Source organism: Haloprofundus halobius, assembly GCF_020097835.1.
Lineage (GTDB): Archaea > Halobacteriota > Halobacteria > Halobacteriales > Haloferacaceae > Haloprofundus > Haloprofundus halobius.
Window position 1 is genome coordinate 2258666 of record NZ_CP083666.1, and the last position, 19659, is coordinate 2278324.

The 19659-nt window shown below is 66.9% G+C and carries 26 protein-coding genes and 2 pseudogenes; 11 read left to right on the top strand and 17 right to left on the bottom strand.

The window, feature by feature from the left end; translation table 11 throughout:
* The first annotated feature begins 163 nt into the window (after window positions 1-163).
* From LAQ74_RS11780 to LAQ74_RS11790, 3 genes are all read left to right on the top strand, one after another.
* On the top strand, window positions 164-958 hold the full coding sequence (locus LAQ74_RS11780) for an NAD-dependent epimerase/dehydratase family protein (protein WP_224332736.1): 795 nt from the start codon (window positions 164-166) through the stop codon (window positions 956-958).
* A 53-nt stretch (window positions 959-1011) separates the two neighbouring features.
* A complete protein-coding gene (locus LAQ74_RS11785) occupies window positions 1012-1662 on the top strand; it encodes a DUF7095 family protein (protein ID WP_224332737.1) in 651 nt (216 codons plus the stop codon).
* Between the two features lie 67 nt (window positions 1663-1729).
* Entirely contained in the window at window positions 1730-1936 is a 207-nt protein-coding gene (locus LAQ74_RS11790; RefSeq protein WP_224332738.1) for a hypothetical protein, read from the top strand.
* Between the two features lie 22 nt (window positions 1937-1958).
* Here LAQ74_RS11790 and LAQ74_RS11795 read toward each other — a convergent pair whose 3' ends face one another.
* From LAQ74_RS11795 to LAQ74_RS11855, 12 genes are all read right to left on the bottom strand, one after another.
* Window positions 1959-2759 (bottom strand): class I SAM-dependent methyltransferase, encoded by an 801-nt coding sequence (locus LAQ74_RS11795; RefSeq protein WP_224332739.1) that lies wholly within the window; start codon window positions 2757-2759, stop codon window positions 1959-1961.
* 67 nt (window positions 2760-2826) lie between these two features.
* On the bottom strand, window positions 2827-3657 hold the full coding sequence (locus LAQ74_RS11800; RefSeq protein ID WP_224332740.1) for a deoxyribonuclease IV: 831 nt from the start codon (window positions 3655-3657) through the stop codon (window positions 2827-2829).
* A gap of 51 nt (window positions 3658-3708) precedes the next feature.
* Window positions 3709-4533, bottom strand: coding sequence for a lipoate--protein ligase family protein (locus LAQ74_RS11805; RefSeq protein WP_224332741.1), 825 nt, complete (start codon window positions 4531-4533; stop codon window positions 3709-3711).
* A gap of 80 nt (window positions 4534-4613) precedes the next feature.
* The gene (locus tag LAQ74_RS11815) at window positions 4614-5279 is read right to left on the bottom strand and encodes a helix-turn-helix domain-containing protein (protein WP_255647677.1); all 666 of its coding nucleotides are present in this window, start codon (window positions 5277-5279) and stop codon (window positions 4614-4616) included.
* 109 nt (window positions 5280-5388) lie between these two features.
* The gene (gene gvpM / locus LAQ74_RS11820; RefSeq protein WP_224332742.1) at window positions 5389-5700 is read right to left on the bottom strand and encodes a gas vesicle protein GvpM; all 312 of its coding nucleotides are present in this window, start codon (window positions 5698-5700) and stop codon (window positions 5389-5391) included.
* Window positions 5697-6623, bottom strand: a complete 927-nt coding sequence (gvpL, locus tag LAQ74_RS11825; protein WP_224332743.1) for a gas vesicle protein GvpL — start codon at window positions 6621-6623, stop codon at window positions 5697-5699. Before gvpL ends, gvpM begins: the two co-directional genes overlap by 4 nt.
* On the bottom strand, window positions 6620-6931 hold the full coding sequence (locus LAQ74_RS11830; RefSeq protein ID WP_224332744.1) for a gas vesicle protein K: 312 nt from the start codon (window positions 6929-6931) through the stop codon (window positions 6620-6622). The genes gvpL and LAQ74_RS11830 overlap by 4 nt, the downstream gene beginning before the upstream one ends.
* Window positions 6918-7328: a gas vesicle protein GvpJ gene (gene gvpJ, locus LAQ74_RS11835; RefSeq protein ID WP_224332745.1), complete on the bottom strand. Its 411-nt coding sequence runs from the start codon at window positions 7326-7328 to the stop codon at window positions 6918-6920. The genes LAQ74_RS11830 and gvpJ overlap by 14 nt, the downstream gene beginning before the upstream one ends.
* A complete protein-coding gene (locus LAQ74_RS11840; RefSeq protein ID WP_224332746.1) occupies window positions 7325-8197 on the bottom strand; it encodes a hypothetical protein in 873 nt (290 codons plus the stop codon). Before LAQ74_RS11840 ends, gvpJ begins: the two co-directional genes overlap by 4 nt.
* The gene (gvpH, locus tag LAQ74_RS11845) at window positions 8194-8721 is read right to left on the bottom strand and encodes a gas vesicle protein GvpH (RefSeq protein WP_224332747.1); all 528 of its coding nucleotides are present in this window, start codon (window positions 8719-8721) and stop codon (window positions 8194-8196) included. Before gvpH ends, LAQ74_RS11840 begins: the two co-directional genes overlap by 4 nt.
* Window positions 8718-8975: a gas vesicle protein GvpG gene (gvpG, locus tag LAQ74_RS11850; RefSeq protein ID WP_224332748.1), complete on the bottom strand. Its 258-nt coding sequence runs from the start codon at window positions 8973-8975 to the stop codon at window positions 8718-8720. The genes gvpH and gvpG overlap by 4 nt, the downstream gene beginning before the upstream one ends.
* Window positions 8975-9592 (bottom strand): GvpL/GvpF family gas vesicle protein, encoded by a 618-nt coding sequence (locus LAQ74_RS11855; protein ID WP_224332749.1) that lies wholly within the window; start codon window positions 9590-9592, stop codon window positions 8975-8977. Before LAQ74_RS11855 ends, gvpG begins: the two co-directional genes overlap by 1 nt.
* Window positions 9593-9783: 191 nt before the next feature.
* Between LAQ74_RS11855 and gvpA the strand changes: the two genes are divergently transcribed.
* The 3 genes from gvpA to LAQ74_RS11870 all read left to right on the top strand — a co-directional run bounded on the left by gvpA (window position 9784) and on the right by LAQ74_RS11870 (window position 10942).
* Window positions 9784-10056: a gas vesicle protein GvpA gene (gene gvpA / locus LAQ74_RS11860; protein ID WP_224332750.1), complete on the top strand. Its 273-nt coding sequence runs from the start codon at window positions 9784-9786 to the stop codon at window positions 10054-10056.
* 75 nt (window positions 10057-10131) lie between these two features.
* Window positions 10132-10668 carry a gas vesicle protein GvpO gene (locus tag LAQ74_RS11865; protein WP_224332751.1) on the top strand — a complete coding sequence of 179 codons (537 nt, stop codon included), beginning with the start codon at window positions 10132-10134 and terminating at the stop codon, window positions 10666-10668.
* A gap of 4 nt (window positions 10669-10672) precedes the next feature.
* Complete coding sequence (locus LAQ74_RS11870; protein WP_224332752.1) at window positions 10673-10942, top strand: hypothetical protein; 270 nt, start codon at window positions 10673-10675, stop codon at window positions 10940-10942.
* Between the two features lie 25 nt (window positions 10943-10967).
* On the opposite strand, the gene LAQ74_RS11875 is transcribed toward LAQ74_RS11870, so the two are convergent.
* A complete protein-coding gene (locus tag LAQ74_RS11875) occupies window positions 10968-13127 on the bottom strand; it encodes an AAA family ATPase (protein ID WP_224332753.1) in 2160 nt (719 codons plus the stop codon).
* A 144-nt stretch (window positions 13128-13271) separates the two neighbouring features.
* Here LAQ74_RS11875 and LAQ74_RS11880 point away from each other — a divergent pair, with 144 nt between their 5' ends.
* The 4 genes and pseudogenes from LAQ74_RS11880 to LAQ74_RS11895 form a co-directional block, all read left to right on the top strand.
* Window positions 13272-14186, top strand: coding sequence for a serine/threonine-protein kinase RIO2 (locus LAQ74_RS11880; RefSeq protein WP_224332754.1), 915 nt, complete (start codon window positions 13272-13274; stop codon window positions 14184-14186).
* A gap of 110 nt (window positions 14187-14296) precedes the next feature.
* The gene (locus tag LAQ74_RS11885; protein WP_224332755.1) at window positions 14297-14962 is read left to right on the top strand and encodes a DedA family protein; all 666 of its coding nucleotides are present in this window, start codon (window positions 14297-14299) and stop codon (window positions 14960-14962) included.
* Window positions 14963-15052: 90 nt separating this feature from the next.
* A pseudogene (locus LAQ74_RS11890) lies at window positions 15053-15642 on the top strand (NAD(P)/FAD-dependent oxidoreductase).
* 79 nt (window positions 15643-15721) lie between these two features.
* Window positions 15722-16321: pseudogene (locus LAQ74_RS11895) on the top strand (LysE family translocator); the annotation flags it as partial.
* A gap of 20 nt (window positions 16322-16341) precedes the next feature.
* Here LAQ74_RS11895 and LAQ74_RS11900 read toward each other — a convergent pair.
* On the bottom strand, window positions 16342-16785 hold the full coding sequence (locus LAQ74_RS11900) for a TrmB family transcriptional regulator sugar-binding domain-containing protein (RefSeq protein WP_224332757.1): 444 nt from the start codon (window positions 16783-16785) through the stop codon (window positions 16342-16344).
* A 268-nt stretch (window positions 16786-17053) separates the two neighbouring features.
* Here LAQ74_RS11900 and LAQ74_RS11905 point away from each other — a divergent pair, with 268 nt between their 5' ends.
* Window positions 17054-17644, top strand: coding sequence for a 50S ribosomal protein L15e (locus tag LAQ74_RS11905; RefSeq protein ID WP_224332758.1), 591 nt, complete (start codon window positions 17054-17056; stop codon window positions 17642-17644).
* 92 nt (window positions 17645-17736) lie between these two features.
* On the opposite strand, the gene LAQ74_RS11910 is transcribed toward LAQ74_RS11905, so the two are convergent.
* The 3 genes from LAQ74_RS11910 to LAQ74_RS11920 all read right to left on the bottom strand — a co-directional run bounded on the left by LAQ74_RS11910 (window position 17737) and on the right by LAQ74_RS11920 (window position 19659).
* Entirely contained in the window at window positions 17737-17895 is a 159-nt protein-coding gene (locus LAQ74_RS11910; protein WP_224332759.1) for a hypothetical protein, read from the bottom strand.
* Window positions 17896-18125: 230 nt separating this feature from the next.
* Complete coding sequence (locus LAQ74_RS11915) at window positions 18126-18605, bottom strand: DoxX family protein (protein WP_224332760.1); 480 nt, start codon at window positions 18603-18605, stop codon at window positions 18126-18128.
* Between the two features lie 193 nt (window positions 18606-18798).
* Window positions 18799-19659, bottom strand: coding sequence for a CPBP family intramembrane glutamic endopeptidase (locus LAQ74_RS11920; RefSeq protein ID WP_224332761.1), 861 nt, complete (start codon window positions 19657-19659; stop codon window positions 18799-18801).

Consider the following 19659-nt stretch of genomic DNA (forward strand, 5'->3'; position numbering starts at 1 on the left):
GGGCGCGACGGGTAAGCGACCGATGCGACGAACGTCCGTCACGACAGGCGAGCACCCAACACGACAGGTGAGCGTCCGCCGAAACGAGCGGGACGACGGCGACGCTGCACGACCCCAAACAGGACGCCCCGAGCTATTTCGGCCTGACTCTCCTACATCTCCTATGTCGAAGGTCGCAATCACCGGTGCGGCAGGTAACGTCGGCAGAGAGGCGCTGCGCGCGTTCGAGGGCACCGACCACGAGGTGACGGCGATCACCCACCGCGAACACGACGACCTCGACAGCGTCGTCCTCGACGTGACCGACGCCGACGCGTTCGTCGACGTGCTCTCGGGACAGGACGTGCTCGTCCACCTCGCGGCGAACCCCTCGCCGTCGGCCGACTGGGAGGGCGTCTTCGAGACGAACATCGACGGGACGCGCAACGCCTACGAGGCGGCCGTCGACAACGACCTCGACCGGGTCGTCTTCGCCTCCTCGAACCACGCCGTCCACCAGTACAACGTCGGCGACCCCGACGACCCCGAGTCGCTGACCGACAGGGTTCGGACCGTCCGACCCGACGACCCGACGCTGCCAGACTCCTTCTACGGCGTCTCGAAAGTGTCCGGCGAGGCGCTGGGGCAGCTGTACGCCGCACGCCACGACGTCGACGTCGTCAACCTCCGCATCGGCTGGCTGCTCACCCCCGACGACCTGCGCGAGAGAGACGCCGACCCCGACGTCGACTCGCAGTTCCTCCGCGCGATGTGGCTCAGTCCGCGCGACTGTCGGGCCGTCCTCCGCGACGCGGTGACGGCGTCGCTGGAGGGCGACGGCCTCGGGGACACCGGCGGCGAGGCGATGACCGCTCACGGCGTCTCGGCGAACGACGACCGCTACCTCTCTCTCACCGAGACGCGACACGCAATCGACTACCGACCGCGGGACAACTCGGCGACCGAACTCGACGAGTAGCACCTCGCGGAGTCGGAAACCGTTTTCCCCGCGGCGACCCGAGTGCTCGGACGATGGAGCGACAGGAAGCGCTCGACCGCGTCGAAGCGCTCGTCGACACGGTCGAGTCGGAGACGATGCCGGTTCCCGTCCGCGAGATATGGGTGTACGGCGACGTGGCGCTCGGACTCGACCCTATCGACCGTCTCGACGTCTATCTCACGAAGGATATCATGATGCGTGGAGACGCGGACGCGGAGCGGGCGGTCGAGTTGGAGAACCGATTCGGCGTGAAGGGTCTCGGCAAGAGCGTCTCCGCCGACTGGGCCGAACAGTTTCCCGACTACGTCCGCGCCAACGACAACGGCTACGCCGCCCCCGAGAAGTGTCTCGCGGCGCACCTGCTCGACGACGGTGAACCCGTCCACCTCGAAGTCTGCAACGCGAGTTTCGACGACAACGTCACCCAGCGACTGAAAGGGGCCGTCGCCCGCGACGCGTACGAGGAGATTCTCGACCCGCGCGGCGTCTGTCTCTGGCTGGATGGCCAGCGCGGCGACGAGGCTCTCGAAAAGCTCCGCGGCGGCGAACTCCCCTTCCCGACGCTTTCGGGAGCGCTGGAGATGCTCGGGATGGACGACGAAGCGGCGCAGACCGCCGCGACGCGGATGCGCGAGTATCGCGCCGAACAGACGGGGACGACGGTCCGCGGCGATGTCGTCTGAGCGCGTGACCGGTCGGGGTTCCTGACAGTCCGACGTTCTATTTCCGTGGACGATGATCGTTCACCCGATGAGTCGAGACCGCACGTCGAGACGACGGTTCGTCCGTATCGCCGGCTCCGCGAGCGTCGCAGCCACAGTCGGGGTGGCAGGGTGTTCGACACCGGGCGGCGAGGGAGAGGACGACGAAGGCGAGGAGGGTGGCGAAGATGGTGAAAACGGCGGCGAAGGCGGCGAGGAGGACGACTCGGTCGTCGGGCCGAGCGCCGACGAGTAATCCGACCGACTTCGGTGCTCCCTCAGATCCGTCCGACCGTCACGTCGAACGGGACGACTTCCGCGCGCCGGTACTCCCCGGCTTGCATCTGGTCGACGACCGACCGACCCATCTCGCGCCACTCGGCGCGGAGTGCGTCGAACTCGGCGTCGGAGAGCGCCTGCCGGAGTTCGGTCTCGTATCGCTCGAACCCCTCGCCGGTCGCCTTCATCCGGGCGCTCCGAACATCACCCTCGGCGTACGGCGGTTCGACGACTTTCCGCTGGTGGTGGCGGCGCGTCCCGATCTCGGAGAGTCCCGCGTCGGCGAACAGTTCCAAGACTCGACTTCCGAGAGAGACGTCGGTCCGGACGCCGTCGATATACGCCTCTCTGACGGTACGTTCGAGCGTCACCTCGCGGTCCACCGTCGAGTCGACACCGACCGAGGCGTTGTCCGGTTCGACGGCCGCGACGAGCTCCGAGGAGGTGCGGGCGAACTCGGTGACGGCCGCGCTCGGGTCGGGGAGGTTGCTCAGCAGGGCTTGACAGACTACGAGGTCGGCGGCGTCGTCGACAACGGGCAGTCGCGTCGCGTCGCCGGCGACGACCGAGATCTCGGTCTGCTCGCGAGCGACGCGGAGGAGTGTCGGGTCGGCGTCGACACCGACGACCTGCGCCTCTCGGGCTTCGTCGGCGAGGACGCGGGCGAGTTCGCCGGTGCCGCACCCCACGTCGAGAATCCGACGCCGGTTCGGCAGGTCGAGGGCGGAAAGCGCCTCACGCGACCCGCCCCACATCCCCTCGCGGGTTCGTTCGAGGTACTCGGCGGAGAACCGGCGCATGACTCGCCGTTCACGGCGGTCGCTGATAAGCGAGGGGGATTCGGGGTCGAAAGAACTGAGAGGGCCGTTAGCTTTCGCGCAGTTCCTTCACGCGGGTGATGTCCCACTCGAACCCTTTCTCGGCCTCGTTGGGCGTCTCCAGCACCAGCGGCACCTCGGCGAGGTCCGGGTGGTTGACGAACGCTGTCATCCCTTCCTCGCCGATGTAGCCTTCGCCGATGTGGGCGTGTTCGTCCTTGTTCGTCCCGCACTCGTGTTTCGAGTCGTTCAGGTGAACGCACTTGAGGTGTTCGAGACCGATCACGTCGTCGAAGGCGGCGACGGTGTCGTCGACGCCCTCGGTCGTCGAGAGGTCGTAGCCCGCGGCGAACGCGTGGGCGGTGTCGAGACAGACGTCGATGTCGAGGTCGGCGTTCTCGATGACGGTCGCGAGGTGTTCGAAGTCGCCGCCGAGTTTCGTGCCGCTGCCGGCGTCGCTTTCGACGAGCACCGTCACGCCGTCGGGGACGTCGAGTTCGTCCAGCGCCGACGCGGCGTTCTCGAGGCCCCGGTCGACGCCCGCGCCGGTGTGCGCGCCGAGGTGGACGTTGACGTACTCGACGCCGAGCTGCGCCGCCGCGTCGACTTCCTTCTGCATCGAGTCGATGGACTTCTCGCGGAGGCCGTCCTTCGGCGTGCAGAGGTTGACCAGGTACGACGAGTGGATGACCCACGGGCCGTCCAACTCGGCTGCCGTCCCCTCGCGGAACGCCGCGGCGTCCTCGTCGCTGATCTCCCCGTGCTTCCACACCTGCGGGGAGTGGGTGAATATCTGCCCGCAGTTGCCGCCGACGGTCGTCTGCCGTTCGACGGCGTTGCCGACGCCGCCCGCAATCGAGACGTGTGCTCCGACTCGCATATCAGCGCGGAAGAATTGAACGGGCATAGGGACTTCGGAGTCGCCGCCCGACTACCCCGACCGCGACTCGGCGCGCCGCCGGACCCACTCCCCGGATTCGTACTTCTCTCGCGCCCGCACGCGGGCGCGTTCCAGCTCTTCGTCAGTCCACTCGCCTTCCTCGGCGTCGACCCACTGGCCGAGCGCGTCTTCGAGCGCCGACACGGCCTCCTCGCGGGATACGTCGGCTTGTTCGTCGATGCCGGTGACCCGTTCGCGGAACGTCTCCGCGTCGATTCCGGGGTCGGTGAAGACGCCGAGGTGTCGGTCGGCGAGGACGCTGTACGTCAGCGAGCCGTGCTGGATGACGGCGTCGCGGCGGCGGTATTGGGCGTTGCCGCTTATCTTGCGACCGCCCGCCACCACGTCGTGGGCGGGGTGCAGTTCCCGCAGGTAACACGCCGGTTGGTGGATGGCCGGCAACTCCTCGTCGGCGAAGTCGGCGTCGACGCCCATCCGCTCGAACCCGTCGAGGACGGGCGTGCAGAGCAGGTGGTAGCAGTCGAGCAGGCGACTCGGCAGCTCCTCGGCCGGCGCGGTGATGGAGTAGGAGATGTCGCCGAGGTTGTCGTGGTAGATACCGCCGCCGCCGGTCTGGCGGCGCGTGACGGCGATTCCCTCGCGCTCACAGAGCGCCCAGTCGACCGTGTCGGGCTCCTGTCGGTAACCCAGAGAGAGCGTGCTCGGTTCCCATCGGTAGACGCGAACGGTTCTCGGGCCGCCGTCGGCGGCCGTCTCGGCGGCGATCTCGTCCAGCGCCATGTTCATCGGCCCCGCCCGGGACTCCTCGCGGACGAGTCGCCACCGGCGGTCTGCCGACGGCGCGTCGTCGGTCATAGTCGGCGATAGGCGGGAGTGAGAGAAAGTGGTTACGACGTGTGAGCGGAGAGGGGGGAGTCAACCGACCGGTGCTGCGATTACGGTCCGAACTGCTCGGCGGCGTAGGCGGCGAGGTGGCCGTGGGCGCGTCGGAGACGCTCCGAGAGCGCCTGGTGGCTGATTCCGAGGTCGTCGGCGAGTTCCGAGAGTTCGGCCCCGCGCGGCACCTGGTAGTAGCCGCCGTCGAGCGCCGCCCGGAGCGCCTCGCGCTGGGAGGCGGTGAGCCCGAACGTGTCGTCGACATCGGACCCGTTCCGGGCCGTGTCGAACTCGCGGATGCGCTGGACGGAGAATCCGGCCGCCTCCTCCTCGGTGACGCGCAGCGTCCGCGAGAGCGAGTCGCGGTGTGGGAACAGGATGCGGAACGTCCACGCATTGTTGCGGGCGGAGGCGTTCATGATGGTCGCGCCCTCGTCGTCGAGCAGACGGGCGACCGGTTCGAAGCCCTCTGCCCAGTCGAGGCGGTAGAGTCGTCGCTCGCCCTGTTCTTTCAGGAGTGCCGCGTCGGTGAGGGTGTGGTCGGTGGCCAGCGCCTGGTCCAACGTCCCCCAGTCGTCGCAGCGCATCCAGACGAACGCGAGCAGGCGGTCGGTTCCGTGGGCGGCGACTGACTCCGCTTCGATTTCGAGGCCCGGTACGCTGGTGAGCGTACTCTGAAGTGGAAACTGCTCGGTCGGGTGTTCGAGGGTCGCGACGACGCTCATACCGATATCGAACGTGCCCGACGGGGATTAGTAATGGGGCGGATACCCGGAACGGTTCGCGTTACTGAGCGCTTTCGTCGGTGGAACAGTCACGCGTCTGTGCGTAATCTCATCCTGCTTCGTCGTCTCCGCTCGGCGTCGTCGGTGTCGGTCGAGCGCTCGAATTCGGTCGCGCCCCTCGCGAACCCCGCAACGTCTCCTCTCGTCGGCGTGCTCGCTCACGCGTTTTCTCGTCCCAGTCGGTGAGCAGACCGTACTCGTGCATCGTCTCCATCCCGGCGAGTGCCGCGCGCAGTTGGACGCCGAGAAGGGGGATGTCCGCGACGGTGACGATGAGGTCCGCCTGTATCATCACTCCCTCCGTGAGCAACACGTCGAGGAGGTCGACCACCGCGTCGTCGTCCCGACGCGTCGGTCTCATCTCTCACCCTCGTCCGCGTGGCCTCTCTCCTCCGCGTCTACGTGGTCTCCCTCCTTCTCGTCGTCCGCCCGGTCGGCGTCGCCCGTGCCGTCGGGCTCCCCCTCACCGGGCGACGGCGCGAACGTGTACGGCGGCCACGGGCCGGTGTACTGCACCTCGGACGTCTCCGGGCGCGCCGTCACCTCGTCGAGCACGTCGCCGATGGGAATCTCGTTCTCCTCGGGCGCGAGAACGGCCACCCGAAACGAGGGGCCGTCCGTCGACCGCTCGGCGTCGTCGAGCGACACGGACGGACGACCGAGTTCCTCCATCCGCTCGACCAGCGGGTCGAGTCGGTCCACGAGCGCCGTCACGCGCTCTTCGCGCTCGGCGTACACGAGGTCCGAGAGGCGCTTGTCGTACTGCTTCTGGACGAGAAACGACGTCCCCTCCGAGGAGGACTCCAGTGTTCCGGCGAGTTCGGCCAGTCGGTCGTCGGACGATTCGACCGCCTCGGCGAGCGCGTCCTCGTCCCAACCGACTTCGATGCGGTACTCCCACTTCCCCGCGAACGCGTCGAGGTGCCGCCGCTGAGTCGCCGCGGTTTCAGCCAACCAGTCGCTGACCGCCGCGTCGCCGCCTTCGACGACGGTACCGAACCGAAGCGGCAGCGGCGTTCCGAACGCCTCGCCCGCCGCGTCGACGACGTGCTGGTGGCGCAGCAACGACCGCTTGACCGCCGAGAGGTCGGTGGGGTTCGGCGTCACCTCGCAGCGGTGGACGACCGCGCCGACGCCGTCGCTCGCGACGAGATACGCCTCCGCCCCGCCGACGCCCGATTCGGTCCATTCGGTCTCGGTGTCGCGGCCGTCGACGGCGACGACGCAGTAGACGTAGCGCCCGTCGTCGACGGTCGTCCCCGGGTCGGCGGTCGGTGCGCTCATCGCGACTCGACTCCTCGTTCGCGGTCGCCGAGGTCGACCAGCGCGTCGTTGACGAGTCCGTCGAGATCGCCGCGCAGTCGGTCCACGTCGTCGCCGACGCCGACCTCGTCCTTCAGTCGCTCTATCTCCGCTTCCAGTTGCGCGAGGTGAGCGCCGAGTCGCTCTATCTCCTCGTCGGTGAGCGCTCCCGACTCCATCCGTCGAATCGCCTCGCGTTCGAGCGCGTCGATCAGTATCTCGACGACGGCGACGACGAGCGCGAACAGTCCGTCGGAGGCGTCCTCGCCGTCGATGTCAACCGTCGGCATCGTCGTCCCCCGATTCGGCGGTCGCTTCGGGTGCTTCGGTTTCCTGTTCCTCGGCTTCGTCGGCGTCTTCGGTCTCGTCGGCGTCCTCGGTCTCGTCTTCGGCGTCGCTGCTGGACGCGTCGATGACCGGCGCGAGCGGCCCGTCTTCGCCTTCCGGAAGGCTGTCGCGCCCGGACGCCGCTTCGACGCGTCGCATGTCGGTTCCCTCGGGGAACTGCAGGCCGTACTCGGCGGCCGTCTCGAACGACGCGATGGCCGCCCGGAGTTCGATGCCGAGCAGTTCCGTCTGGCCGACGGAGACGACGATGTCGGCGTTGATGACGATACCTTTGTCCAGAAGCATCTCGACGACGTCGGCGAGACTGTCGCTGGTTCGTGTGGGGCCGGCGCTACTCATTTTTCTACCTCCTTTTCGAACCGCGGGCCGTAGATTCGTTCGAGCCCCTCCACGCCGGAGTGTCGAACCTGCTTCGGAACCGTCGAGAAACGGGTCGCCCCGGTGGTCGGTTGTGAAGACGGGATGAACGACCGGGCGGTCGGGTTGCGCGAGTTCTCGGTCGAACTGGCGCGCTGTCGGAACCGTTTCTCGTTGTACTCGCGCATTCGGTCGAGCTCCTGGTGGGCGACGATGATACCGCGACGGAACTCCTCGATGGCCGCTCTCAGTTCCGACTGGATGACCGCCTGCGACACCTCCGTCCGGGCCGCCATCGTCTCCTCGTCGGAGCCGAAAAGTGAGTCGCCGAAGCCGTTGTCGTCCCCGTCGCTCCCGAAACCACCGATGCCGCCGTCGCTGTCGTCGCCTTCGTCGTCGGTCTGGACCATCCCGTCGTCGGTGAACGCGTCGACGGCCTCCTCCAGTTCGGCGTACTCCTCGCGCGTGCGCTGGAGGTCCGTCTCGGTCAGAAGCGTACTCAGGTTGATCAGTTGGACGAGTTTCGCGACGTTCACCGCCGCTTTCGGGTTGCCGTCGGCCAGCGCTTCCGGAAGCTCTTCGAACGAGATCGCCTCCGGAAGGCTCTCCACGTCGACGTTGTCGAGCAGCGTCGAGAGGTCGACCGTCGAGAGGAGTTCGGCCGCCTCGACGGCCACGTCGACCAGCAGATCGAGGTCGGTCGCTATCTGCTCGCCCGTGGTCCCTCCGCCACCGTCGCTGTCGCCGTCATCGGTGAGGCGACCGAGAATCTCGACGGCTGTGTCGTAGAGTTCGTCGACGCTATCCAGTACGTCCATCGGGTCGGCTGTGGTCTCCGAATCGGTACTCATGGGGTCTCCTCCGTCTCCGCGAGTTCGAGTCGTGCGTGGAGGACGTGGTTCCGGAACGTCGTCTCCACGAGCGCCATCGGTCGGTCGAACGTCACCCGTCCGACCAACTGGTCGTCGACGCTGACGACGAGCGTCTCGCCGTCGGCGCTCAGTTCCGTCCCGACGCGTTCCTCGGAGATGCCGGGAACGTCGGCGAGAACGTAGTACGAGTCGCCCTCGACGCGACTGTCGAGGTGGACGTTCGAGGCGTCGAACGAGTCGTCTACCGCCACGCGATGCGTCCGCTCCGAGTCCGCGTTCGGCCGGTCGGATAGGCCCGTTCTGACCGAGAAGTCGAAGTCGATATCGGTCGAACCGAACCGCGCGCCGTCGGTTCCGATGCGCCGGTTCTCGCCGCGGTCGTCCATCTCCGCGAGCGCTTCCAGAAACGACTGCACGCGTCCGATGAGTCCGCGGGGCGGCCAGTCGACCGGTTCGTCGTCCGGCTCGTCGTCGCGGCGGTCGGTCGGTCGGTCGTCGGTCACGGCTGTGCCACCTCCACGTTCCCGCTGAGTAGTTTCTGTTGCATCTCTTCGGCCAGTTCGAGTTCGTCCCGGAGCCTCTCGCTCCGCGTTTCGTACGTCTCTCTGTCCAGTTCGCCGAGTTCGTACAGCAGTCGCGTCTCCTTCAGTTCGTCCTGAATCGCGCCGACGTCGTACACCTCGTTGACCGCCATCGTGTGGAGGGTGTCGGCGATGGTCAGAAACGGTTTCATCAGCAGTCTGTCGAGGATGAACATTACTGTGCCCCGATCTCGATGTCGACGAAGTTGTAGGGTGCCCACGGCCCCGTGTACTGTACTTTCAGTTCCCCGTCGTATTTCTCCGTCACGTCGCCGACCGCCTCGCCGAACGCCTCGCGGTCCTCGTGGGGGACGAGGTAGGAGTCGTTGACGACGAGGCGGTCGCTGAACAGGTCGTTCTCGGCGCGTTCGTCGCTCACCTCGGTGAGGCGCTCGGTCACGTCGGCGCGCACCGCCTCCCGGTCCACGTCGACTCCCTCCTCGATGACGAGTTTGACGCCGAGTTCGACCTTCCCGTCGACGTTCATGAGCGCCCGGCGGAAGGCGCGTTGGCCGCCGCGGAGCACGCCTTTCAGCGCGCGGCCGTTCTTGAACGTCATCCCGAACCGCATCGGGACGATGGTTCGGTCTTCGATGAGCGTCTGGAGGACGTCGTCGTGGAGGCGGGCGTTCTCGTCGGTCTGCTCGGGTTCCATCGTGTCGATGTCGCTGACGACGGCCGAATATCGGCGGTAGTCGACGGTGTACACCGACGTCGCGCCGTCGACGCCCGTCAGGTCCAACTCGAACGACCCGTCGTCCGTCACTCCGTACGTGTAGAGATACTCAGTCATGGGAAATCGACTACCGGTGCCGTCAATATCGTCGTCAACGTAGTGTACCCTTGTGCCAGCGTGTGCAGGGTGTTTATACGCCCTCGTGCCGCGCTGACATCGGCGGAGCGACGGTCCGTTCGTGTGGATATGTACTCCCTGCATTTGCAGGCCAAGTGGCTAACCTGATCGTTGCCGACCATACGGTTACGATGCAAAATACTCCAGACAGCACGAGTCTCGCGGAAGTGCTCGACCGCATTCTCGACAAGGGAATCGTCATCGACATCTGGGCGCGGGTGTCGGTCGTCGGTATCGAGATCCTCACCGTCGAGGCTCGTATCGTCGCCGCGTCTGTCGACACGTTCCTGCACTACGCGCACGAGATATCGAAGATAGAACAAGCGACGGCCGGGGAGGGTGACTACGACATCAACGAGATCGAAGTCGATACGCCCACGCATCCGAACGAGCCAACGACGTAAGTCGGCGCACTCGCGCCGACCGGCGGTCCGGGCAGGACCCACGGCGACGAATGAGGAATCCGACCGGAGCCATCGATGCCAGAGTTAGACCCAACCGACCACACAGTCGACGAACTCGAGGACGAACTGCAGGAGATAGACGACCAGGCGGTGCTTCGCGACGCCTACGAGGCCGAACAGTCCGGAGACGACCGCTCGAGCGCCAAAGAAGCGATTCGTCGGCGGTTGGACGAAGTCGCCGAGGGAGAGCCACAACCGGAGACCGACGGCTCCGGCAACGAGAGCGACGAAAGCAACGAGAGCGACGAAAGCGACGATGAGGACGGCCCGTCGAACGGGGGCGAAACCGCCGACATCATGTCCGTCAAAGAGTCGGTACGCGACGTCGCCACCGAACTCATCGGCCACGAACTCGACGGCGTCACCGAACTCCGCCGAGTCGACGACGGCTGGGAGGGCGTCGTCGAGGTCATCGAACGACCGTCGGTGCCCGACACCCAGGACATCCTGGGTTCGTACGAAATCCAACTCGACGACGGCGGGACCGTGACGGGCTACCGCCGCGTAGACCGTTATCGCCGCGCCGACACCGACCGCGAGGAACACGCGTAGTCCGATGGCGGACTCGGGGACGCTCGCGCTGTTTCTCTGCTGTGGCCTCCTCTGTCTCGACGCCGCCCACGACGCGCACAGCCACTATCGACTCGGATTTCTCGCGGGAGCGGCGGCGATGTGGCTCGGTGCGCTCTCGGCGGCGGGCGTCGAATCGGTGCTGACGCCAGTTCTCGCCCAACTGCTCGTCGTGGGCGTCGTCGTCGGGACGCTCGTCGCGTCGGCGACCGGCGTCGCCTACGCCGTCCGGGGACGGCGAACCCGAACCGCTTGAGGGCTGGTTGAGTCGCTTCGTCCGACTACTCGCCGAGCGTCTCTCCGAGCGCGGCGTCGAACTGCCGCGCCGTGACCGTCGGCGGCGTCTCGTCGTCGAACGCGTACGACCCGTCCGAGAGCGCGCCGCGGAGTGCTTCGAGTGCCGCTTCGCGACAGACGGCTTCCATTTCGGCACCCGAGGCACCGTCGGTTTTCGTCACGAGCGTTTCGAGAGAGACGTCCGCGGCGAGGGGTTTCTCGGCGGTGTGTATCTCGAAGATCTTTCGGCGGGCCTCGGCGTCGGGGAGGCCGACTTCGAGTTGGTAGTCGAGACGACCCGGTCGGAGCAGCGCCTCGTCGATGAGGTTTCGACGATTGGTCGCCGCGACGATGCTGACGTGTTCGAGCGGGTCGATACCGTCGAGTTCGGTCAGTAGCTGCGAGACGACGCGGTCGGTGACGCCCGAACTCCCCGCCGAGGCACCGCGCTGGCCCGCGATGGCGTCTATCTCGTCGAAGAAAAGGACACAAGGAGCGTGCGTCCGCGCCTTCTCGAACAGATCGCGGACGTTGCGCTCGGACTCGCCGACCCACCGGTTCATCAGTTCGGGCCCTTTCACCGAGATGAAGTTACAGTGTGTTTCGCTGGCGACGGCGCGCGCAAGCAGCGTCTTGCCGGTCCCCGGCGGGCCGTACAGGAGCACGCCGGCGGCGGGTTCGATGTCCAACTGCCGGTAGGTCGACCCGTGGTTCAACGGCCACTGGATGGACTCGCGGAGGCGCTGTTTCACCTCCCGTAATCCGCCGACGTCGTCCCACCCGACCGCCGGTACCTCGACGGCTATCTCACGCATCGCCGACGGTTCGACTTGTGTGAGCGCGTGGTCGAAGTCGTCGACGGAGACGACGAGCTCCGCCGTCGCCGGTACCGTCTCCACCGTCGTCGCCTCCCTGGAGAGTTCGAACTGGCGGTCGATTCGCTGGGCGGCGTGCATCCCCGCTTCGACGACGAGCGTCCGGAGGTCCGCGCCGACGAAGCCGTGGGTTCGGGCGGCGTAGTCGCCGAGGCCCACGTCGTCGGCCAACGGAATCTCGCGGGTGTGGATGTCGAGAATCGCCCGCCGGCCGGAGCGGTCGGGGACGCCGATTTCGAGTTCGCGGTCGAAGCGCCCGCCGCGCCGGAGCGCCGAATCGAGGTCGTCGAGGCGGTTCGTCGCCGCGAGCACGACCACGTCGTCGCGGCCGCGGAGGTCGTCGAGATGCGTCAGCAGTTGCGGGAGCAACTGACTGTCGGCGGGCGTCGTCCCCCGGTCGTCGCGCCCCTGGGCGATAGCGTCTATCTCGTCGACGAAGAGGACCGACGGGGCCTCGGTTCGTGCCTCCTCGAACGCCTCGCGGAGGGCGTCGGCGGCGACACCACGCATCGGCCCGGCGAGTTCCGACCCGTTGAGGTGGACGAGCGTCGTCTCCATCTCGGTGACGAGCGCCGTCGCCATGAGCGTCTTGCCGGTACCCGGCGGGCCGTGCAACAGCAGTCCCGAGGGCGCTTCGACGCCGAGGCGGTCGAACAGGTCGCGGTGTTCGATGGGGAGGCCGACGAGTTCGCGGACCTGTTCGATTTCGGCGTCCAGTCCCCCCACCTCGTCGAGCGTCTTCGACGCTGCGTCGGGGGTGTGACGAACGTCCCACAGTTCGAGGTCCTGTGCCACCTCCACATTCGTCTCCTCGGTGACGACGACCGGGCCGGCGGGGTAGAGTTCGGTCGGTCGAATCGGGAGATGCTGTTCGGCGTCGCCGTCGTCGACGGCGAGCGCGAGTGCGACCGGGGTTCCTTCGACGAGCGGCCGGCCGACGAGACGTGGTTTGACCACCGCGGCCTGGTCGCCGGCGAGATTGACGACCGACGGCAGACGGACGGTCACGCTGTCGGCACGGGCGGTGGACACGTCTTCGACCGTGAGTCGGTCGCCGAACTCGATGCCCAGCAGGTCGCGGAGGTAGTGGTCGATGCCGACGACGGGGAGTCGGTCGTCGTCCTCGTAGGTGCTTCGCGTGACCCGCGCGTACGCCTTCGACCCGGAGGCGGTCGACAGGCGGACGACGTCGCCGTCGTCGAACGAACTCCGACGGAGGGCTTCGTATGAGATGGCCGCGTAGCCGCGGGCGGCGAGGGTAAAATCGAGCGTCTTCGCAACGAATTGCACAGTCCGACGAGGCGGAGTGTCGAAATAAGTGTGCTCCCGAACGTGGAGCGACCGATCCGGATTTTGGTATCGCGTTTATTAGTTTACCAGCACGATATCCCGCGACACGTGGCCCTTTTAGGCGACGACACCCCACCGAAGGGTATGGTGAAGAACATCGCGGGCGTGATGGTCGACCTTCAGCCCGAGGATGTCTATCTCCTCTCGGGCGTCGAGCAGGGGATGCGCTTCGGGAAGTGGGTCAACCGCGAGAAGCTCCCCGACTACTCGGGACTCACCGCCGAAGAGGTCGACTACCGTCTCGACCGGTGTATGCGGCGGGACCTCGTCGAGAAGCGGACCATCCAGTACGAGGGGTACCGCCTCACCTTCGAGGGGTACGACGCGCTGGCGCTGCGGGCGTTCGCCGAACGCGACACCGTCGAGGGAATCGGCGCACCCCTCGGCGTCGGCAAGGAGAGCGACGTGTACGAGGTGCAGTCGTACAAACCGCTGGCGCTGAAGTACCACCGTGAGGGGTACACGAACTTCCGCGAGGTGAACCGCGAGCGCGACTACACCGCCGACAAGCAGCACGTCTCGTGGCTCTACACCGCCCGAAAGGCGGCCGAACGCGAACACGAGGTACTCCACGACCTCTACCCGAGCGTCTCGGTGCCGCGACCGGTCGACCAGAACCGCCACGCCGTCGTGATGGAGAAACTCCCCGGAGTGGAACTCGCGCGCGCGAAGCTCCCCGACGAGCAGGCCGTCGGCGTGCTCGACCTCGTCCTCCGGGAACTCGTCGTCGCCTACGGTCTCGGCTACGTCCACGCCGACATGAGCGAGTACAACGTCTCGGTCAGCGAAGAGGGCATCACCATCTTCGACTGGCCGCAGGCTGTCGACACCGACCACGACAACGCCGCCGAGTTCCTCGAACGCGACGTGTCGAACCTGGTCGATCACTTCAAGCGGAAATATCCCCGGTCGATGCCTGAGTCGGTCGACATCGGCGCTGTTGCTGAGGATATCGCCGGTGGGTCGTTCGAGACGGTGCGGGAGTACAGCGAGCGATGAACCACATTCCGCAATACGAAATCGGTGATTCTCCGAAATCACGGAACTTCGGCGGGTAGTACCCGACGTCGGCGACAAGAACGATACGCCTGACGCACGTACGGAGTAGTGTGCCCTCCGGACTCACCCAGACGGCGCTCGACCTCGTCGCCCAGTACGGGTATCTCGCCATCTTCGTCTTCACGTTTCTCGAATCCTCGATGCTGTTTCCGCTGTTGCCGAGCGAGGTCGTCCTCCCCGTGGCCGCCGGCCTGTTAGTCTCCGACCCACTCTCGTTCGCGCTGTTCGTCGTCTCGACAACCGCGGGCGTGACCGTCGGCAGCGTCGTCGCGTACCGCATTTTCGGCGAGAAAGGCCGCGACACGCTGGAGGCCCGCGGCGGCGCAATCAACGTCTCCGAGCGACGATTGGCGTTCGCACAGCGATGGTTCGAGAAGTGGGGCGAGAGTTCGGTGCTGTGGGGACGACTACTCCCGGTTCTCCGGTCCGTTATCTCGCTACCGGCGGGGTTCGCCCGGATGGACTGGTGGCGGTTCGTCGTCTACACCACCGTCGGCGGCTTGCTGTTCAACGCCGCGGTCGCCGCCGTCGTCTACTACGGTCGACAACAGTCAGTATACCACGTCGCGAGAGAGCTACTCCGCACGCAGTTCGACAAGTTCCTCGAAATCGCGGGCGCGAATCCGGGAGCGACGGTCTTCGTCGCGGTGGTCGCCACAGTTGCGGTCATCGGTGGGTGGCGCACCGTCAGCAAACGGACGGACAGAGCCCGGTGAGTGCGCCAGCACGGCGACGCCAACCGTGGTCGACCGGAGCGGTTGACCGCCTGGTCAACGATTATGGGGGCAGCGTCCGTACGACGGGTTATAACGGACGTAGCGGTCATCGGCGGCGGTCCGGTCGGACTGAGCGCGGCGCTGTTCACTGCGAAGAACGGACTCGACACCGTCGTATTCGACACCGACGAGACGTGGCTGCACAAGGCACACCTATTCAACTACCTCGGCGTCCGGAGTCTGGGCGGCGACGAGTTTCTCGCCATCGCGCGCGGGCAGACCGAGGACCACGGCGCGGAGTTGCGAGAGCAAGAGGTGACCGACGTCGAGTCGACCGACGGCAGTTTCACCGTCTCCACCGACGAGGGCGACCACGACGCGCGCTACGTCGTGTTCGCGACGGGCGCGAGGAAGGACCTCGCCGAGGCACTCGGCTGTGAGAGAAGCGACGACGACACCGTCGACGTCGACCTGAGCATGGAGACGAGCGTCGAGAGAGCGTACGCGACGGGCGCGATGATTCGCGACCAGGAGTGGCAGGCGGTCATCTCGGCGGGCGACGGCGGCGCGGCGGCCTCGACATCCTCTCGAAGGAGAAGGGCGAGCACTACCACGACTTCGACACTCCCGGCGACGTACCGTCGCTACGCGACGAAGAGGGACAGACACGAACTAAGTAGGGCCGCGGCGCACTTCCCGACGATGGTCGGTTTCGAGACGCTCGCCGCGTTCGTCCCCGCCTCGCTCGCGCTGATTCTCGCGCCCGGACCCGACACCATCTACGTCCTGAGTCAGTCGGTCGGCAGTCCCCGACGGACCGGCGTCGCCGCGGCGGCCGGGGTGAGCGTCGGCGTCCTCGTTCACACGGCTGGGGCCGTGGTCGGTCTCTCGGTGTTGCTCCGCGAGTCGGCGCTCGCGTTCCGACTGGTCAAGTATCTCGGTGCGGCGTATCTGGTGTATCTGGGCGTGCAGACCCTCCGCGGAGGCGACGCCGAACGGGCGGCAGACCTCCCGAGCGATGCCGAATCGACCGGTGTCGACGACGCGTTCGCGGCGACCACCCCCCGAGACGGGCTTCTGCGCGGCGTCGTCGTCAACGTCTCGAACCCGAAGGTGGCGCTGTTCTTTCTGGCGTTCCTCCCGCAGTTCGTCGTCGGGGCGGCGACACCGACGCAGTTGGCGACGCTCGGCGGCATCTACGCGGTGTTGACGCTCGCGTATCTCGCCGGCGTCGCGCTGTTCGGGACGCGGGTCGCAGAGCGAGTCGGCGGGGGCGGCGACGGACGCCTCTTCCGGTGGGTCAGCGGCGGCGCGCTGGTCGCGCTCGGCGGGTCGTTGCTGGTCGACGGAAGCGGCTGACCGAGCCATCGCTGACTCCGTCACTCGTCCGCCGCTCTCTCGTCGTCGTCGAGTTCGAGCGTCACACTCTCGGCTTCGACGTCCTCGACGAACGCGCCGCCGCCACCGACGGTGACCAACCCCTCGGCCGTTTCGACCACGAGCGTGGTCTCGACGGGAAAGGAGTTGTTCGACGGCGCGGCGATGCCCTGTCGCACGTCGACGACGCGGCCGACGATCTCGTCGTGGCCGTCGCGGCCCCGCGTCCGGCGGCCGCGGATGCGGGCGCGAAGCGGCGTCTCCGCGCGAAGGTGGAGCGTCGTCTGCAACACGGCGTGGCGGAAGTTCGTGTGGGTGACCGGCAGCGGGGCCGGGTCCACGGCGTACACCTGCTGTGCCATCGGCCAGTAGTTGCCGAGAAACGACCCGACGATGACCGGGCCGAGTCGAGGTTCGGTAAAGGCGATGGCGCGTGCGCCCCCCATGGACGTCGATTCGGCGATGGCCTCCGACCGATTGTCAAAGCGACAATCGTGGCGGAACACACAGTTTCCCGGAAGCGATGTGCGAACTTCCCACACGCGAATCGCTCGGATTCGAAGTTCTTAAACGGCGATGACCGAAAGTAGGACCAACTCGCTGGACGACGGGCCGCCAGCGGGCACCCGACCCCGCCGCGCGCGGACGGGACGAAATGTGGCTTTCGAGGTCTCGTACCTCCCGGCTGAATCGCAAGCGCCCGTGGTGATACATATGGCAAAAAGCTTCTACTCCCACATCAAGGACGCGTGGAAGACCCCCGGCGACGGCAAACTCGCCGAGCTCCAGTGGCAACGAAAACAGGAGTGGCGTCGACAGGGCGCTATCGAACGCATCGAGCGACCGACGCGACTCGACAAGGCCCGCGAACTCGGCTACAAGGCCAAGCAGGGCATCGTCGTCGTGCGCGTATCGGTCCGCAAGGGTAACGCCCGCAAGCGCCGCCACAAGGCGGGTCGCCGCTCGAAGCGTCAAGGCGTCAACCGCATCGGTCGCCGCAAGAGCATCCAGCGCATCGCCGAGGAGCGTGCCTCCCGGAAGTACGTCAACCTCCGCCTGCTCAACTCCTACTGGGTCGGCGAGGACGGGTCACAGAAGTGGTTCGAGATGATCCTCGTAGACCCGAACCACCCGGCGATTCAGAACGACGACGACCTCAACTGGATCTGCTCGGACGAGCACAAAGGTCGCGCGTTCCGCGGCCTCACCAACGAGGGCAAGAAGAACCGCGGTCTCGACAACCGTGGGAAGGGCACCGAGCACAACCGGCCGAGCGTCACCAGCGGCAAAGGCCGCGGCAAGTAACGCCCGCCTCTGCGCTCGTCGATTCTCCCGTTTATCTCGGTCGCGAGCGACCGCTCTCGGGTCGTAGCAGTCGACGCACGAAGCACCGGCTCTCAGCCCAGAACGCCCTCTTCGTCCAGTCTCTCTTTGTACGTCGCGGCGACGCGTTCGGCCAACTCCTCCTTCGAGTGGAACGCCGAGAGGTGGTGAGTGAGGTCGGTCACGTCGTTCCGACAGATCGGACACCGGATGGGGAACGTCTCTCCTTTCATAGAAACTACTGCAGTAGTGTACTGCGCCAGCGGGCAAATACGTCGTCTCACCTGGTACAGACCGTCAGGATTCGAGGAACGACCCGCCGAGCACCGAGGCGGGGAATCACGAGAGCGGGAATCATCGAGTGCAAGAATCACCGAGAGCGAGAGACAGCGCGAGCGGTGCTTCCGACGGTCGGCGACGCCGTCGCTCGACAGCGAGTCAAAAACAGCGAGCGAAAAGCCGCTCAGGCGACCGTATCGACCGTCTCTGCGGGTTCGGCCGCGTCGTCGGACTGCGTCGCCTCGGCCGACTCGACCAGCGTCGACGCCGACGGGTGCGCTCGCTTTCCGCTCCCGAGGATCGCCAGCGCCGCGCCGAGCAGCGCGGCGTTCTTGAGGAACGCGTTTCGCTCGTTCGTGCGGTCCTCGTCTTCCATGTTCCAGAAGTCGTGGATCGTCGGCGTGACGCCCGCGAGGAACGTCGCGACGCCGGCCGCCGCGAGACGCGGGTACTTCCAGAGCGCGATGCCGACGCCGCCGGCGACCAGCGCGCCGCTCGACGCCGGAACGAGAATCTTCGCGTTCGGGACTTCCTTCGCCTCTGCGTACGCGATGCGCCCGCTCAGGTTCTGGAGGTTGTTCACGCCCATGTACGCCAGCAAGCCCCCGAACAACGTCCGACCGAGGAAGAACACCAGTCGTCCGACCGCACTTCCGACGCTCATCGGTCGTCACCTCTGTCGAGACGAACCGTTCGCTCGTCGAATCGTGTCATTCGGTTATATATAGGCGTTCGGCGCGGTTAATGGTTGTCACCCGGAAAGGAAGTTGGATACCGACCACCACGAACGTCGTCCCGAACCGTCGCCGGTCGAACGGTGCTCTGTGGCTTCGAGGATGGATCACCGCGAGAGCGACTCAGAACAGCCTCGACAGCAGCGACACGCCCACGAGGACGACGTGCGAGGCGGCGTGGCCGACCATCGCGGCTTCGAGGCTCTTGCGCCAGAACAGCCACCCGAACGCGACGCCGCCGACGGCGTTGAGCAGTATCGTCCGCGCGACGAGACCCGGAGTCGCCGGGATGCCGAGCGACGCGGCGGTGCCGGACAGCGCCGGGAGGTGGCCGACGCCGAAGACGACGGCGGCGACCAGGATACCCGCCCAGACGACGCGCCGCGACGGACCGACGCCGGTTCCGGCCAGCCGCCAACCGAGATAGACGAGGAGCGAGACGAGCCCCCACCGCAACAGCAGTTCCTCGACGACACCGCCGTAGAGGAACCGGAGCGGCAGCGTCGCCAGCAACGCGGCCACCGAGGGCGTCTCGCCGGCTCGCTGGAGCTGTGCGACCTCCGGAACGAGAAGCGCGGCGACGGCGTCGAGTCCGACGATGGCGACGCCCGCCGCGAGACCGACGCCGACGGCCTCCGGGAGTTCCCCGCGGAGAGACGAGAGAATCGGCGTCCCGCGGGCGACGCGCTCGTCGACGTGCGAGCGGAGGCCGGCGCGCGGCGCGCAGTACGTCCCGACGGCGACGGCCACGAGCAGCAGCAGCGCGGTCGGAATCAGCGAAGCGGCGACCAGAAGCGGTAGCGGCAGGTCGACGCCGGGGGGAAGCGGCGTGTCGCGGAGCTGGGTCGCGACGGTTGCGCCGAGCGCCGCGACCCCGGGGATACCGAGCGCGAACAGCGCGGCGGTCCGGCGAACGAACGACCCGCGCGAGGCGGTCGTTCGAGTCGCGTCGGACCCGTCGTCGGCGGGGTCGGCGGCGGACAT

What these genes read in the sequence shown, in the direction of transcription:
- LAQ74_RS11780 (WP_224332736.1), top strand. Translation starts at nt 164, where the DNA reads ATGTCGAAGGTCGCAATCACCGGTGCGGCAGGTAACGTCGGCAGAGAG.
- LAQ74_RS11785 (WP_224332737.1), top strand. Translation starts at nt 1,012, where the DNA reads ATGGAGCGACAGGAAGCGCTCGACCGCGTCGAAGCGCTCGTCGACACG.
- LAQ74_RS11790 (WP_224332738.1), top strand. Translation starts at nt 1,730, where the DNA reads ATGAGTCGAGACCGCACGTCGAGACGACGGTTCGTCCGTATCGCCGGC.
- LAQ74_RS11795 (WP_224332739.1), bottom strand. Translation starts at nt 2,759, where the DNA reads ATGCGCCGGTTCTCCGCCGAGTACCTCGAACGAACCCGCGAGGGGATG.
- LAQ74_RS11800 (WP_224332740.1), bottom strand. Translation starts at nt 3,657, where the DNA reads ATGCGAGTCGGAGCACACGTCTCGATTGCGGGCGGCGTCGGCAACGCC.
- LAQ74_RS11805 (WP_224332741.1), bottom strand. Translation starts at nt 4,533, where the DNA reads ATGACCGACGACGCGCCGTCGGCAGACCGCCGGTGGCGACTCGTCCGC.
- LAQ74_RS11815 (WP_255647677.1), bottom strand. Translation starts at nt 5,279, where the DNA reads ATGAGCGTCGTCGCGACCCTCGAACACCCGACCGAGCAGTTTCCACTT.
- gvpM (WP_224332742.1), bottom strand. Translation starts at nt 5,700, where the DNA reads ATGAGACCGACGCGTCGGGACGACGACGCGGTGGTCGACCTCCTCGAC.
- gvpL (WP_224332743.1), bottom strand. Translation starts at nt 6,623, where the DNA reads ATGAGCGCACCGACCGCCGACCCGGGGACGACCGTCGACGACGGGCGC.
- LAQ74_RS11830 (WP_224332744.1), bottom strand. Translation starts at nt 6,931, where the DNA reads ATGCCGACGGTTGACATCGACGGCGAGGACGCCTCCGACGGACTGTTC.
- gvpJ (WP_224332745.1), bottom strand. Translation starts at nt 7,328, where the DNA reads ATGAGTAGCGCCGGCCCCACACGAACCAGCGACAGTCTCGCCGACGTC.
- LAQ74_RS11840 (WP_224332746.1), bottom strand. Translation starts at nt 8,197, where the DNA reads ATGAGTACCGATTCGGAGACCACAGCCGACCCGATGGACGTACTGGAT.
- gvpG (WP_224332748.1), bottom strand. Translation starts at nt 8,975, where the DNA reads ATGTTCATCCTCGACAGACTGCTGATGAAACCGTTTCTGACCATCGCC.
- LAQ74_RS11855 (WP_224332749.1), bottom strand. Translation starts at nt 9,592, where the DNA reads ATGACTGAGTATCTCTACACGTACGGAGTGACGGACGACGGGTCGTTC.
- gvpA (WP_224332750.1), top strand. Translation starts at nt 9,784, where the DNA reads ATGCAAAATACTCCAGACAGCACGAGTCTCGCGGAAGTGCTCGACCGC.
- LAQ74_RS11865 (WP_224332751.1), top strand. Translation starts at nt 10,132, where the DNA reads ATGCCAGAGTTAGACCCAACCGACCACACAGTCGACGAACTCGAGGAC.
- LAQ74_RS11870 (WP_224332752.1), top strand. Translation starts at nt 10,673, where the DNA reads ATGGCGGACTCGGGGACGCTCGCGCTGTTTCTCTGCTGTGGCCTCCTC.
- LAQ74_RS11880 (WP_224332754.1), top strand. Translation starts at nt 13,272, where the DNA reads ATGGTGAAGAACATCGCGGGCGTGATGGTCGACCTTCAGCCCGAGGAT.
- LAQ74_RS11900 (WP_224332757.1), bottom strand. Translation starts at nt 16,785, where the DNA reads ATGGGGGGCGCACGCGCCATCGCCTTTACCGAACCTCGACTCGGCCCG.
- LAQ74_RS11905 (WP_224332758.1), top strand. Translation starts at nt 17,054, where the DNA reads ATGGCAAAAAGCTTCTACTCCCACATCAAGGACGCGTGGAAGACCCCC.
- LAQ74_RS11910 (WP_224332759.1), bottom strand. Translation starts at nt 17,895, where the DNA reads ATGAAAGGAGAGACGTTCCCCATCCGGTGTCCGATCTGTCGGAACGAC.
- LAQ74_RS11915 (WP_224332760.1), bottom strand. Translation starts at nt 18,605, where the DNA reads ATGAGCGTCGGAAGTGCGGTCGGACGACTGGTGTTCTTCCTCGGTCGG.
- LAQ74_RS11920 (WP_224332761.1), bottom strand. Translation starts at nt 19,659, where the DNA reads ATGTCCGCCGCCGACCCCGCCGACGACGGGTCCGACGCGACTCGAACG.